Source organism: Ruegeria sediminis, from assembly GCF_005938215.1.
GTDB lineage: Bacteria > Pseudomonadota > Alphaproteobacteria > Rhodobacterales > Rhodobacteraceae > Ruegeria > Ruegeria sediminis.
Map to the genome: position 1 here is coordinate 685237 of NZ_VCPD01000001.1, position 13592 is coordinate 698828.

Sequence of the window (13592 nt, forward strand, 5' to 3'; positions counted from 1 at the left end):
GCGTCAGGTCATCCGCGTGCGCGGATGACCTGCAAGAGCGGCAGCAGGGCCGCCATCTCGGGGCCTCGTTCCATGCCGGTCAGGGCCTTGCGCAGGGGCATGAACAAGCCCTTGCCCTTGCGACCCGTCGCCTCTTTCACCGCGGCGGTCCACGCGCCCCAGGTCTCGCCGTCGAACGGTCCCTCGGGCAGAAGTTTCATTGCCTGCGCAATGAACTCGCGATCTTCGTCGTCGATCAGCGGCTCCGCGCCGTCGCGGCACAGTTCCCACCAGCCTTTCAGGTCGTTCAGCGTGGTGATGTTCTCGCGGGCCATCTGCCAGAACGGCTCTGCAAGTTCACCGGGAACGCCCGCTTCCTTGACTGCGTCGGCCACGTCCGCCAGCGGCAGCGCCTGCAAGTGCCTGGCCGTCAGAGGAAACAGGTCCTGCACGTCGAATTTGGTCGGCGCCGCGCCGAACCGCGAAACGTCGAACCCGTCGATCAGTTCCGCCATGTCCGAGCGCAATTCGACCGGATCCGACGACCCCAGCCGGGCCATCAGGCTGAGCAGCGCCATGGGCTGAACCCCCTGCTCGCGCAGGTCGCGCAGGGCCAGAGTGCCGAGGCGTTTCGACAGCGCCTCGCCCTGCGGGCCGGTCAGCAGCGAGTGATGGGCAAAGCTGGGTGCCGTGCCGCCCAGCGCCTCGATGATCTGGATCTGGGTCGCGGTGTTGGTCACGTGGTCCGCGCCGCGCACGATATGGGTCACGCCCATCTCGGTGTCGTCCACGACCGAGGCCAGCGTGTAGAGAACCTGCCCATCCGCCTTGATCAGCACCGGGTCCGAAACCGAAGCGGCGTCGATCGAGATTTCGCCCAGAATGCCGTCGGTCCACTCGATCCGCTCCTGGTCCAGCTTGAACCGCCAAACGCCGTTTCCGCGCTCGGCGCGCAGCGCCTCTTTCTCGGCCTCGGACAGGTTCAGGGCGGCACGGTCGTAGACCGGTGGTTTGCCCATGTTGAGCTGTTTCTTGCGCTTGAGGTCCAGTTCGGTCGGTGTTTCGAAGGCTTCGTAGAAGCGACCCATCCCGCGCAGCTTGTCCGCCGCCTCGGCATAGCGGTCCAGCCGCTCGGACTGGCGCTCAACCCGGTCCCAATGCAGGCCCAGCCACTCCAGATCCTGCTTGATGGCGTCGACATACTCCTCCTTCGACCGCTCCGGATCGGTGTCGTCGATCCGCAGGATGAAGGTTCCGCCAGCCTTGCGGGCAATGAGATAGTTCATCAGCGCGGTGCGCAGGTTGCCCACGTGAATGTAACCGGTGGGCGACGGGGCAAAACGGGTGGTGGTCATGGAAGTCTCCTGTTGCCGCGGCTCTTGTCACATGGGGGGGCTTTTGTCCAGCGGGGCGGATGCGCTGGACGGGCTGCGCGGCTGGGGCGTTCCGGAATGTGTCGGCGGTCAGGTCGGTTGCACAGGCCAGTGGCGTTCAAGGTCCTTCAAACCCGCGACGATCAGTTCAGCCAGAACGTCGAGATCGATATCGGCAAGCTTGTTCACGTAGAGGCAGGACTTGCCCAGTTTGTGCTTGCCGAGGCGGGCAAGGATGTCCTCGAAATCGGCGTAACCGGGCATGATGTATATCGAATGTGCCGCCTTGCGCGGGGAAAAACCGGTTGCAAGGAAATCGCCCTCGCGGCCCGACTTGTAACGGTAGTGGTACGTGCCGTAGCCGACGATCGCCTCGCCCCACATGACCGGATTGAATCCAGTGACTTGGCGGAACAACGCATCCAGCTTGCGCGCGTCCTCGGCCTTGCCCGCAGGTTCGACCGCCGCCAGAAAGAAGTGCACGTCGGCGCCGGTCGGCACGGTCTTGTTACCTGAATTCGCCATGTCCGCATCCTAGCAGCTTGCCTTTTGCCGCATCCAGTTCTTTCAGCGACGCCAGCGTCGGGCACCGGCGTTCCGCGGCCCCCATGACAACCGGCGTCAATAACCGGGATCGGGACGAACGCGCGAGCCGTCCGTGAACCGCGACAACCGGAATGCGGCCGGGTCGACACATGGGGCATGACCGGTCACGAGATCGGCCACCAGCCGTCCTGCACCGGGCCCGATGCCGAAACCATGCCCCGAAAACCCGGTGGCGATGTACATGCCGGGCAGATCCTCCACGGAAGAAATCACCGGAATTGCATCGGGCGTCACATCGATCATCCCCGCCCAGCTTTGCACGATCTCTGCCGCGCCGAGGACGGGAAAGGCCCGCCTGGCGTCAGCCCAGGACCTGCGCAGAACCCTGGCGCAAGGCTCCGGATCCAAGGTGCGGCACAGTTCGAACGGCGTGACATCCGTCGGCTGCCAGCGCCGGTTCTGCCGCATCTCTTCGATCCATCGCCGGGACAGGCGGAACCTGAGCGACCTCCAGTCCTGTGCCAGCGCCGGCAGAAACTCCCGGGCAAGTCGAAAGCTGTCTGGAACGATATCGACCGTATTCTGGTGACCAGAGGCCACCACATATCCACCATCCGCCCGTTTGCGGATCGCGAAATCATCTGACCACAGAGCGGCCTCGGGGCCGCCCTCGACCGGCGAAGTCCTCAGCACCGTGTTCAATACCTTGAGCTGCGGCAGGTGAATTCCCGCATTGTCCGCAAACAGGCGGGACCACGCCCCGCCGGCCAACACGACCTGGCTGCAGGCGACGCGGCCCCGCTCGGTCATGACCCCGGCGATGCGCCCGGCCTGGGTCTCGACGCTGCGCACGGCGCAATTCGTCATGACGACCGCCCCACGGTCCCGCGCGCCCTCGGCGATCGCGGGCGCTGCCCATTGAGGTTCTGCGCGGCCGTCGAGCGGAGTGTGCAAGGCCGAGGTCAGGTCCAACACTTGGCCGGCCAGCAAGGTGTCGAGTTCGGGACCGAACACCATGCGCGCGCCGGTCTGGCGTCCATCCAGGTTTTCCAACCACCGCTCGAGGTTCCGATGCGAGCGCCTGCCCGATGCGGCAAAGACGATGCCTGACTGGACGTAGCCAGTCTTACGTCCGAGGCGGGCCTCCAGACCCTGCCAGATGCGGATCGATTCCAGCATCAGGGGAATTTCTCGGGGGTCGCGCATACCCAGCCGCACCCAGCCCCAGTTGCGCGAACTTTGTTCGGCCCCGATCTGCCCTTTTTCGCAGAGCAGAACCGACACGCCGCGCTCGGCAAGTTCCAGGGCCGACGCGGCACCGATGATACCGCCTCCGACAATCACGACATCGATGTTCTTGGGCAGAGACAAATCCGACTCGACCGGATTTGGCTTTGGACCTGGCATGAATTTCCCGCCGCACTTCTTCCAATTGGTGGAAGTGTTGTCTTCAAAACAGTCCGATGGAAAGGTGATAGCGGTCCCTGCGTTCAGACTGCCACCGACTGTGGCAGCACGGTCATCCCCGGATAGCCCGAAGGCGTGAACGGAAACACGGAAACGGGCCGCCGTGGCGGCCGGATTGCCGGCAGAAACCCGTCAAGTCGGGCAGAATTACAGCCGCAGCGAAAGCGCCTGCCACTTGTGGCGCAGAACCTCGGAAATCGCCGTGGCGATGCCCGGTTCTCCGACGGTTTCGGATACCGGCTCTGGTTCCTCGTCATCCGAAACCGGCGCATCCATCAGAAAAGATGGCGCGGGCTCTTCCTCCGATTCGCCGGGTTCGCCGCCCAAGATTGCCGAGATCGCGTTGTCTACCGCTTGCTCATCCAACTCGTGACCGGGCGATTCCATCGCCTTGTACCTGGGCGGCGCGTGAAGAGGTTTATCGTAACTATTCAACATCTTAACACCAATACCATGTTCCCCACGACCTGTGCCGACCGGCGCACCGGACCGCAAGGCCAACCTATTCGAAGGATACTTACCGTGGCTGCGACTTCTCTGGCCGCGCGCCTTATTCCCGCCTCAATTGCGACAATATTGGAACTCAATTAAGGCAAAAATGTGGCAGATCACCTGTTCGCCCGCAATTTGGCGATGGACACGCGGCCGTTAAGCCACTGAAAACGGACACTAACCCGTGTGTGAGTTGCAAGGATTGCCGGATTAAGGGTCGCCTGCAGGTCGGCGGTTTCAGTCCGCGCGCCCGCGCTTGTCCTGCGCGAGACGTTCAAACGGATCTTCGCGCATCTTCTCGGGGAGTTCGCCGGAAGGGCCATAGTCGGGCAGATGAATGCCTTGGGTCCAGCGTTCCGGAATGCGGACGAAAACTGAATTGGCCGCCCCCCCCAGACGCAGGAATTTCCGCCGCAGCTTGGCGGCAAGTTCCGGTCTGCGGTTTTCCAGCCATTCCATCGCCCGCTCGGACAGCTCCGCGGAACGGTCGTGGCCGAGCGTCAGGTAACTTACAATCAGCGCAATGGCGATCAGAAGTGCGAGCGTTGGCAACAGCCACGGCCTGAAAACCATGATCAAGACGACTGCCGCAAAGAAGAGCTGCCTCCGTGTCGGCCTGAACTGCGTGGCCCTTGCCGCCAATCGGCGGACAGTCGTGCGCGCCTCGCCTTGCCTGCGCTTGGTATTGGTTGGATCGACCGCTTCGCCCGCATCGATCGGCTGGTTCAATTCGCCGTCCAAGACCGCCCGGATCGCGGCCTCTATGCAGCCATCGTCCGAAGCACAATCCGGATGGTTCGGCGTATCGCCTGCCGATCCAGCCGTGCGAGGTTTTTCGTCGCTGTTCATGACCGCTACCCGCTGACCGTCTTGCGCGGACCGCCCGGCCTGACGCATCCTTGGGCCATCCGCCTTCAACCGGTCATTTTCGCGTTTTCTGTGGCGAAAATACGGCAGCTATTGCGGTTCGCTCCCGGCTAACACGGGTCGCGCCAACGATTGACGATCGGATAGCGGCGGTCCAGCCAGAATGAACGCTGGGTCAGCCGGGTGCCCGGCGCGGATTGGAAGCGTTTGTATTCGCTGATGTAAAGCAGGTGCTCGACCCTTTTGGCGACGGCCCTGTCGAAACCGGCGGCGACACAATCGGCGATCGATCCGTCCTGGTCCACGAGAATTTCCAGAATGGCGTCCAGCACCGGATAGTCCGGCAGGCTGTCGCTGTCCTTCTGATCTTCGCGCAACTCGGCACTGGGGGGTTTGTCGATGACCGACGGCCTGATGACTTCGCCCGCAGGCCCCCTCATCCAGGGGCGGTGATTGGCGTTGCGCCAGCGGCAGGTCTCGAAAACGCGGGTCTTGTACAAGTCCTTGATCGGATTGTACCCGCCGTTCATGTCGCCATAAATGGTGGCATAGCCGACCGCGACCTCGGACTTGTTGCCCGTGGTCAGAAGCATCTCACCGAACTTGTTCGAGATCGCCATCAGCAGCAGGCCGCGCAGGCGCGACTGGATGTTCTCTTCGGTAATGTCTGCATCGAGCCCCTCGAAGAGCGGAGCCAGGGTGTCGGTGACCGCCGCGCGGCTTTCCGAGATCGGAACGTAGTCGTACCGCACGCCCAGCGCCTTGGCGACCGCCTCGGCATCCTCGAGGGACGCTTGGCTGGTATACTCCGAAGGCAGCATCACGCAGCGCACGTTTTCGGGGCCCAGCGCATCGACGGCGATGGCCGCGACCAGCGCCGAGTCCACCCCGCCTGACAAGCCCAGCACGGCCTTCCCGAACCCGGTCTTGCCCATGTAGTCGCGCAGCGACTGCATCATCGCGCGATAGTCCTGTTCCCATTCGTCGGGCTGCGGCGCGATCTGGCCCGGAACGATCCGCCACCCGGCATCGCCGCGTTCGAAATCGAGATGGGCCACTGCCTCGTCGAAAACCGGCATCCGCAGCGCCAGTTCGCCGCCCGGGTTCAGCGCAAACGTGCCGCCGTCAAAAACCTGATCGTCCTGCCCGCCCACCATGTTCAGGTAGATCAGGGGCAAGCCGGTCTCGACCACGCGGGAAACCATCTGGTTGATTCGCTGGTCGCTCTTGTTGCGGAAATAAGGCGACCCGTTCGGGATCAGCAGGAACTCGGCCCCGGTCTCGGCAAGGATCTCGGCCACATCCTCGTGCCAGCCATCCTCGCAGATCGGGCTGCCGATGCGGGTGTTGCCCACGGAATAGGGGCCGCCCAGCGGGCCGGCATCGAACAGGCGCACCTCGTCGAACACCGTCTCGTTCGGCAGATGATGCTTCAGCGCCCTGCTGGCAATCCGGCCGCCCTTGCAGATCAGGTAGGCGTTGAAGAGCTTGTCATCCTCGACCCAGGGCCCGCCAATGGCCAGCGCCGGCCCATCCGCGCATTCCTCGGCCAGCGTTTCTACCATGGCGATGGCGGCGTCGTGAAACGCGGGCTTCATCACCAGGTCCTGCGTGTTGTAGCCGGTGATGAACATTTCCGGCAGGGCCACCAGATCGGCCCCGGCAGCGCGCCCCTCTTCCCAGGCGGCAAGCGCCTTGTCCGCGTTGCCCGCCAGATCGCCCATGACCGGGTTGAGCTGCGCCAGAGTGATGCGGAAACGGTCGGCCATCCTTCCCCCTTGCCCTCGTCATTTCCCAAGCCATTTAACAGATCGCGACGCGAGGAAAAGACAAATGCGGCAAAAGACGTTGCTCCCCCATCGCCGGTATCCTAATTTCGCCTTATAGATCGGGGAACTGATGCATACCGGGCAGACAGGGGCAACCATGAACGGAATCCGCAGAACGATCGCACTTGCGGCTATTGGAACGGTCGCAGGCGTGGCTTCAGCCCAGGAAGGGCAGATTCTGACCACCGAGGATGACGTCGGCGGCGTCTACGAGGGAACCTTCAAGGGCGGCCTCCAGCACGGCACCGGCACCTATCGCCTGCCCAACGGTTACGAATACTCCGGAGAATGGGTCGAAGGCGAAATCCGCGGCCACGGTGTCGCCCGCTTCCCGAACGGATCGGTCTACGAAGGCCAGTTCGCCAAGGGCAAACCCGAGGGCGTGGGCAAGATCACCTTTGCGGACGGCGGCACCTACGAAGGCGAATGGAAGGACGGCGTCATCAACGGCACCGGCGTCGCGATCTATGCCAACGGCGTGCGCTACGAGGGCGGCTTTCTGGACGCACAGCATCATGGAACCGGCCTGATGAAAAGCCCGGGCGGCTATATCTACGAAGGTGACTGGGAAAACGGCCAGAAACAGGGCAAGGGCAAGATCACGTATCCCGACGGCGCCGTCTACGAAGGCGACATCGTCGCCGGCCAGCGCCACGGACAGGGCACGCTGACGCTGCCCGACGGCATGACCTATACCGGCGACTGGGCCGAGGGGCAGATCACCGGGAACGGCTGGCTGACCCAGGCCAACGGCGACATCTACGAAGGCCAGCTGGTCGCCGGAAAGCGCGAAGGCACCGGAAAGGTCATCTACGCCAACGGCGACACCTACGAGGGCGAGTTCGCGGATGACCGCCGTCATGGTCAGGGCACCTTCACCGGCACCGACGGCTACCGCTACAGCGGAACTTGGTCGGCCGGTCAGATCGAAGGTCAGGGCGAGGTCACCTATCCCGACGGCTCGGTCTATGTCGGAGAGCTGAGCGCCGACCTGGCTGACGGACAGGGCAAGATCACCTATCCCGATGGCTCAAGCTATGAAGGCACATGGGTTGCGGGCGTGATCGAGGGCGAAGGCACGGCGATCTACGCCAACGGCATCGTCTACAAGGGCCAGTTCAAGAACGCCCGCAATCACGGCACGGGCGTGATGACCTATGCGGACGGATACCGGTACGAGGGCGATTGGGTCGACGGCATCCGCCACGGCCAGGGCAAGGCGACCTATCCCGACGGCTCGGTTTATACCGGCGAATACGTGGACGGCCAACGGCACGGGCAGGGCGAAATCGTCATGGCGGACGGGTTCAAGTACAAGGGGGAATGGCACGAAGGCCGGATCAGCGGCCGCGGTGTCGCGACCTATGCGAATGGCGACATCTACGAGGGCAACTTCCACAACGGCAAGCGCCAGGGCGAAGGCACGATGCGCTATGCCAGCGGTCAGGAGGAAACCGGCACCTGGGAAAACGGCGCTCTCACGTCGCAGTCTTCGTCCGGCGCCGACAGCAGCACCGAAGAGACCGGCAGCCAACCTGGTACCGATGCGCCGCAGACCGATCCGTCGGACGGCTGAGCCGCGAGCAACTTCACCACGGTATCCTTTCCCCGGCCCAGTCGAAGAAGCCTCCTGAATCCTCCGGGCTCAACCCTTCGATGACCGACAATAGGTTCCGGGCGGCCTCTTCGGGCGAAACCGTCGCATGGCGGCCGGCGTATTTTCTGGTCAGCGGCGTTTCCACCGTTCCCGGATGCAGCGCCACGCAGATTGACTGTTTGTGGGTTCTGGCCAGTTCGATCGCGCCCGTGCGGACGATCTGGTTCACTGCGGCCTTCGCGGCGCGGTAGCTGATCCATCCGCCCAGCCGGTTGTCCCCGATGGACCCCACTCGCGCGGACAGAACGGCAAACACGCAACGGCGGCTCCGGGGCAGCAGGCGATGAGCTTCCTTCAGCACCAGGGCCGGCCCCACCGCGTTCAGCGCAAAATGATCCAGCATCGTACGGGCCGAAACCGCGCGCACGGACTTTTCCGGCCCGGCACCCCCGATCTCGAGCGCGCCGGTGGCGACCACCACCAGATCGAAGGGGGCCCGAACCGATCCAAGCACCCGCTCCACCGAAGGCGGATCCGTCAGGTCCAGCTTTTGCTCCGACCGCGAAAGCGCGGTTACTGCCACCCCCTCAACCTTGAGGCGGTTGGAGAGCGCGCTGCCGATTCCACCGCTTGCGCCTATGACCAGTGCCGTTTCCATGAATCGGCAGCTAGCAGGGCAAGAGAGCAGTTCAAGCCAAAAGAACCAGCGCGGGCGCGTTCGGCGATTCTCCCGTTTTCTGGCCAACTTGCTGCTTTTTGGTGCTTCCCATTCCGGCGGGTCGATGTATAACCTCGGTCCCATGATCAACCGCGCGGATATCCATTCCTTCGACGCCACGGCAAGTGGCGCGGCTCTGCGTGGCCTACTGATCCTAATCCGCCTCTGAGCGTGCCATCCGGCGCGCCCGCTCAGAGGAGGACGCCTGCGCGCCATATGGCTTTAGGACAGACAAGAAAGATACCGACATGACCAATGCGACCGACCAAGACCGCGTCTTGATCTTTGACACCACGCTCCGCGACGGCGAACAAAGCCCCGGCGCGACGATGACCCATGACGAAAAGCTTGAGATCGCCGAACTGCTCGACGAGATGGGCGTGGACATCATCGAGGCCGGGTTTCCCATCGCGTCCGAAGGCGATTTCAAGGCCGTCTCCGAAATCGCCAGGCGCGCCAGGAACAGCCGCATCTGCGGGCTGGCCCGCGCGAATTTCGCCGATATCGACCGCTGCTGGGAAGCGGTGAAACACGCCGAAAAGAACCGAATTCACACCTTCATCGGCACCTCGCCCCTGCATCGCGCCATTCCCAACCTGTCCAAGGACGAGATGGCCGACAGGATCCACGAGACCGTCAGCCACGCCCGCAACCTCTGCGAAAACGTGCAGTGGTCGCCGATGGACGCGACCCGGACGGAATGGGACTATCTCTGCCGCGTGGTCGAGATCGCGATCAAGGCCGGCGCGACCACGATCAACATTCCCGACACCGTGGGCTATACCGCACCGGTGGAATCCGCGGATCTGATCCGGAAACTGATCGAAACCGTTCCGGGCGCGGACGAGGTGGTGTTCGCCACCCATTGCCACAACGACCTCGGCATGGCGACGGCCAACGCGCTGGCGGCGGTCGCGGGCGGTGCGCGGCAGATCGAATGCACCATCAACGGGTTGGGCGAACGCGCCGGCAACACAGCGCTGGAAGAGGTGGTGATGGCGCTCAAGGTGCGCAACGACATCATGCCTTGGCACACTGGCGTCGACACCAGCAAAATCATGCATATCTCGCGCCGCGTCTCGACCGTTTCGGGCTTTCCGGTGCAGTTCAACAAGGCCATCGTCGGCAAGAACGCCTTTGCCCATGAAAGCGGCATCCACCAGGACGGAATGCTGAAGAACAAGGAAACCTTCGAGATCATGCGCCCCGAGGATATCGGCCTCTCGGGCACTTCGCTGCCCTTGGGCAAGCATTCCGGCCGCGCGGCGCTGCGCGACAAGCTGAACAACCTCGGCTACGAGGTGGGCGACAACCAACTCAAGGATATCTTCATCCGCTTCAAGGAACTGGCCGACCGCAAGAAAGAGGTGTTCGACGACGACATCGTCGCACTGATGCGCTCGGGCGAGGATTCCGAGAACGACCACCTGCACCTCGTGTCGATGAAGGTCGTCTGCGGCACCGGCGGGCCGGCGGAATCGACCGTCGAAATGGAGATCGACGGCAAGGATGCCAGCGCCACCGAGCATGGCGATGGGCCGGTTGACGCCACCTTCAAGGCTATCCGCGTCCTCTACCCCAACAAGGCGCATCTGCAACTGTACGAGGTCCACGCGGTGACCGAGGGCACGGACGCCCAGGCGACGGTCTCGGTGCGGCTGGAAGAGGACGGCATGATCGCCACCGGGCAGTCGGCCAATACCGACACGGTGGTCGCCTCGGCCAAAGCCTATATCAACGCGCTGAACCGCTTGATCGTGCGCCGGGAAAAGGCCGGGCCGGGCGCGGATACGCGCGAGATCAGCTACAAGGATCTGACCTGATCCCACGCGAAAAACGGGCGGGTCTGTCGGACAGACCCGCCCGCGTTGGTTTTGTCGCGATGGTCTTCCTTGCCGCGCGATGTTCGGTTCACTGGCGCCGAATGGCGGCCCAGCGGGACGAAGATGGCCCGTGGCAATTGGCTGCATCAGGTGCAAAGACGTCAGGATTCGAAGCGCAAGCTGATGTCTTCAAGCGGAATACCATGCACTTTCGTGGTCCAAGTCTGACCCGCTTCTACGGCCATTGCGAGAGTCAGTGTTCCTGTCGAAACGACCTCACCCGCACGAAGCGGCGGGTTGCATGGGTCTTCGGCCAGCAACTTGACAAGATGCTGAAGCGCAATGAGTGGGCTGCCCAGCACAACCGCTCCGCCACCGGACTGGCTTGCCCTTCCGTCGCAGAAGAGCTCCGCGCGGAACGAAGCGAGTTCGCGTTGCCATGCCGACTTTCTCGGCGCGATCTTGTGCCGATTGCCAATCAGAAGAGCACCGTGCAGCGCATTGGCGGCGATCGCATCGAAAGCAGCGAACTTCCAGCCAGCAAAAATTGACTGCACGACCTCGTAACCGAGCGAAACCCACTCGATACAGTCCAGCAACTGCGTCTCGTCCATCGACGGATGAAGATTTGCTCCAAGACCGAACACGATCTCCGGTTCGATGCGCGGCTCGACGAAATCCGACACGCGTTGCACAGGGTGGTCTTTGAGTTCGAAGGTCGTTTTGTCAGTGCAATACCCCCAGATAGGTTCCCGAACGCCATAAACGCCCCACATATCGCGGTTGGTGAACCCGATCTTGCGACCGGTCGTTTTCTCGCCGCGGGCCTCGAAAGCTGCGCGAAGCTGGGCAGTTACGCGATAGGCGTCGGCAACCTTCAGCCCTTCCGACGATGCCGAAAAGAGAGGAACCTGTTCATGTTCGCCGAGCGCGGCAAGTGCAGTTTCGACTATGCTTTCGTTCATGCCCGTCGTTCCCCCTGCAATCCATCCGAACTAATTTCCGTCGTACCTGCCCTACGTTACCAAATGGCCGAGGTCAGACCGAGATTGATCCCGCCAAGAATGAACCTGCGGATGTCGATCAGGCACTCGGACAGGTCAATCGCTGTTTCTCGCAAGCGCGGCGCCTAGGTAAGCCCGGCCTTCTCCAGCCCGTCGCGGAGATGCTGCAGATCTTCCTGGCGACCGTAATGCATCGTGGCCAGCAGATCTTCGGCCTTGAACTCGGGGTTGGCGGTGAAGATGGCGTCGACGTGACGCTGTGCGTCGGCCTGGTTGCCCAGCCAGCCGTGACAGGCCGCAACAAAGGCGGTTTGGGTCTCGTCCAGCGTCGGAAGCCTTTGAAAATCGTCCAGCGCCTTCTCGTAGTGCCGGCCGCAGAAATGCGCCTTGCCCAGATGGCTCCAGAACCTGGCCGGGTGGTGCGGGTTCAGACGCATTGCCTTTTCGATCCATTCCGCCCCTTCGTCCGGGTTGCCGCTCCATGTCAGCAACTCGCCCATCTGCACCACGACCAGGTCGTAGTTCGGATTGAGCGACAGCGCCCGTTCCTGGTGATAGCGGGCGCGGCTCAGGTTGTTGCGGATGATCTCGACCGCCGCCATCAGGCGGTGCACGTCGGCGTCATTGTCGTCCAACGCCGCCGCCTTGGTGACGGATTCGATGCACTTTGCAAGCATCGCCTCGGGGTCGTCGCACCAGCCCAAGGCCCAGGCCTGCCCGCGAATGCATCCCCGCCATGCGTGGGCGTGGGCGTATTCCGGGTCCAGTTCGATCGCGCGGTCGATCAGTTTCTGCGCTTCGGCATTGTCGCTGCGCGTGCTGCGGTGGTGCAGCACCTTGGCCGCCAGCACGCATTCATAGGCCGCGAGGTTGGACGGTTTCTTGCGCGACAGCTCGTCCTGCTGCGAGGCTTCGATGCGTCCGGGCAATGTCGCGACGACGGCCGAGGTGATCTCGTCCTGAATGGCAAAGACATCGTCCAGTTCCCGGTCGTATTTCTCGGCCCAGATATGGGCATCGTTGTGGCTGTCGATCAGCTGAACCGTGACGCGCAACCGGTTGCCCGCCTTTCTCACGCTGCCTTCCACGATATATTGCGCGCCCAGCTTTTCGGCCACATCGCGCAGATTCACAGACTGGCCCTTGTAGACGAAGCTGGAATTGCGCGAGATCACGAACAATTCGTGCCGACGGCTGAGTTCTGTCAGCAGATCCTCGGTAAGCCCGTCGACAAAGAACTCCTGCTCGGGATCGCCGCTGAGGTTCGCGAAGGGCAGGACCGCGATGGTGGGCTTGACCACCCGCGTATCGTCTCCTGCCGCCGGACCGTCTTCGACCGGCGGGGCGGGCATGTCCAGCGCAACCCGGTAGGTGCGCACCGGCTGGCTGATGTTCTTGAGCGCCAGGTCGCCCATATCCTCGAACTGCAGCTCCATCTGGCGGCAGACCTGTTCATGCACCGCCGACGAGATCAGGATCTCGCCCACGCCGGCCGCCTGTTCCAGACGGGCGGCCACGTTGACGCCGCTGCCGAAAATGTCGCCGTCCTCGAAGATGATATCTCCCAGGTTGACCCCGATCCGGAACCGGATGCGGCGGTCTTCGGGGACGTCCATGTTGCGCCTGCACATGCGGGTCTGGACCTCGACCGCGCAGGCCACCGCATCGCGGGCGCTGGCGAATTCCACCAACATGCCGTCGCCGGTGGTCTTGATGATGGTGCCGCGGTTTCGGGAAATCGACGGATCGATCAATTCGATCCGATGAGTCCGCAGCCGCGCCAGCGTGCCTTGCTCATCAGTTTCCATCAACCGGCTGTACCCCACCATGTCGGCTGCCATGACGGCTGCAAGCTTGCGATCCATCGCGACCCTCCCCGGGAAACACTAGACCGCCC

12 protein-coding genes are annotated in these 13592 nt (G+C 63.1%); 3 read left to right on the forward strand and 9 right to left on the reverse strand.

Features of this window, described 5'->3' with window-relative positions; all coding sequences use genetic code 11:
- Positions 1-8: 8 nt before the first annotated feature.
- The 5 genes from gltX to FGK63_RS20920 form a co-directional block, all read right to left on the reverse strand.
- The gene (gltX, locus tag FGK63_RS03530; RefSeq protein ID WP_138840201.1) at positions 9-1334 is read right to left on the reverse strand and encodes a glutamate--tRNA ligase; all 1326 of its coding nucleotides are present in this window, start codon (positions 1332-1334) and stop codon (positions 9-11) included.
- A 108-nt stretch (positions 1335-1442) separates the two neighbouring features.
- Positions 1443-1877 carry a DUF1801 domain-containing protein gene (locus tag FGK63_RS03535; protein WP_138840202.1) on the reverse strand — a complete coding sequence of 145 codons (435 nt, stop codon included), beginning with the start codon at positions 1875-1877 and terminating at the stop codon, positions 1443-1445.
- A 96-nt stretch (positions 1878-1973) separates the two neighbouring features.
- On the reverse strand, positions 1974-3305 hold the full coding sequence (locus FGK63_RS03540; protein WP_138840203.1) for an NAD(P)/FAD-dependent oxidoreductase: 1332 nt from the start codon (positions 3303-3305) through the stop codon (positions 1974-1976).
- A gap of 207 nt (positions 3306-3512) precedes the next feature.
- The gene (locus FGK63_RS03545) at positions 3513-3752 is read right to left on the reverse strand and encodes a hypothetical protein (RefSeq protein ID WP_138840204.1); all 240 of its coding nucleotides are present in this window, start codon (positions 3750-3752) and stop codon (positions 3513-3515) included.
- 342 nt (positions 3753-4094) lie between these two features.
- Complete coding sequence (locus FGK63_RS20920) at positions 4095-4409, reverse strand: hypothetical protein (protein ID WP_218961104.1); 315 nt, start codon at positions 4407-4409, stop codon at positions 4095-4097.
- 19 nt (positions 4410-4428) lie between these two features.
- Here FGK63_RS20920 and FGK63_RS20925 point away from each other — a divergent pair, with 19 nt between their 5' ends.
- A complete protein-coding gene (locus tag FGK63_RS20925; protein ID WP_218961105.1) occupies positions 4429-4722 on the forward strand; it encodes a hypothetical protein in 294 nt (97 codons plus the stop codon).
- A 112-nt stretch (positions 4723-4834) separates the two neighbouring features.
- Here FGK63_RS20925 and FGK63_RS03555 read toward each other — a convergent pair whose 3' ends face one another.
- On the reverse strand, positions 4835-6493 hold the full coding sequence (locus FGK63_RS03555) for an NAD+ synthase (RefSeq protein ID WP_138840206.1): 1659 nt from the start codon (positions 6491-6493) through the stop codon (positions 4835-4837).
- A gap of 157 nt (positions 6494-6650) precedes the next feature.
- On the opposite strand from FGK63_RS03555, the gene FGK63_RS03560 reads away from it, so the two are divergent.
- Positions 6651-8129, forward strand: a complete 1479-nt coding sequence (locus FGK63_RS03560; protein WP_138840207.1) for an MORN repeat-containing protein — start codon at positions 6651-6653, stop codon at positions 8127-8129.
- Between the two features lie 13 nt (positions 8130-8142).
- On the opposite strand, the gene FGK63_RS03565 is transcribed toward FGK63_RS03560, so the two are convergent.
- Complete coding sequence (locus tag FGK63_RS03565; protein ID WP_138840208.1) at positions 8143-8808, reverse strand: SDR family NAD(P)-dependent oxidoreductase; 666 nt, start codon at positions 8806-8808, stop codon at positions 8143-8145.
- Positions 8809-9116: 308 nt separating this feature from the next.
- On the opposite strand from FGK63_RS03565, the gene FGK63_RS03570 reads away from it, so the two are divergent.
- The gene (locus FGK63_RS03570) at positions 9117-10691 is read left to right on the forward strand and encodes a 2-isopropylmalate synthase (RefSeq protein WP_138840209.1); all 1575 of its coding nucleotides are present in this window, start codon (positions 9117-9119) and stop codon (positions 10689-10691) included.
- Positions 10692-10852: 161 nt separating this feature from the next.
- Here FGK63_RS03570 and FGK63_RS03575 read toward each other — a convergent pair whose 3' ends face one another.
- Together FGK63_RS03575 and FGK63_RS03580 are read right to left on the reverse strand one after the other, a co-directional pair.
- Positions 10853-11656: a 2-keto-4-pentenoate hydratase gene (locus tag FGK63_RS03575; protein ID WP_138840210.1), complete on the reverse strand. Its 804-nt coding sequence runs from the start codon at positions 11654-11656 to the stop codon at positions 10853-10855.
- Positions 11657-11820: 164 nt separating this feature from the next.
- A complete protein-coding gene (locus FGK63_RS03580; RefSeq protein WP_138840211.1) occupies positions 11821-13560 on the reverse strand; it encodes an adenylate/guanylate cyclase domain-containing protein in 1740 nt (579 codons plus the stop codon).
- Positions 13561-13592 lie beyond the last annotated feature (32 nt).

Coding starts and splice junctions, on each gene's coding strand:
- FGK63_RS03580 (WP_138840211.1), bottom strand. CDS start 13,560: ATGGATCGCAAGCTTGCAGCCGTCATGGCAGCCGACATGGTGGGGTAC.
- FGK63_RS03545 (WP_138840204.1), bottom strand. CDS start 3,752: ATGGAATCGCCCGGTCACGAGTTGGATGAGCAAGCGGTAGACAACGCG.
- gltX (WP_138840201.1), bottom strand. CDS start 1,334: ATGACCACCACCCGTTTTGCCCCGTCGCCCACCGGTTACATTCACGTG.
- FGK63_RS20925 (WP_218961105.1), top strand. CDS start 4,429: ATGATCAAGACGACTGCCGCAAAGAAGAGCTGCCTCCGTGTCGGCCTG.
- FGK63_RS03570 (WP_138840209.1), top strand. CDS start 9,117: ATGACCAATGCGACCGACCAAGACCGCGTCTTGATCTTTGACACCACG.
- FGK63_RS03555 (WP_138840206.1), bottom strand. CDS start 6,493: ATGGCCGACCGTTTCCGCATCACTCTGGCGCAGCTCAACCCGGTCATG.
- FGK63_RS03575 (WP_138840210.1), bottom strand. CDS start 11,656: ATGAACGAAAGCATAGTCGAAACTGCACTTGCCGCGCTCGGCGAACAT.
- FGK63_RS03535 (WP_138840202.1), bottom strand. CDS start 1,877: ATGGCGAATTCAGGTAACAAGACCGTGCCGACCGGCGCCGACGTGCAC.
- FGK63_RS03540 (WP_138840203.1), bottom strand. CDS start 3,305: ATGCCAGGTCCAAAGCCAAATCCGGTCGAGTCGGATTTGTCTCTGCCC.
- FGK63_RS03560 (WP_138840207.1), top strand. CDS start 6,651: ATGAACGGAATCCGCAGAACGATCGCACTTGCGGCTATTGGAACGGTC.
- FGK63_RS03565 (WP_138840208.1), bottom strand. CDS start 8,808: ATGGAAACGGCACTGGTCATAGGCGCAAGCGGTGGAATCGGCAGCGCG.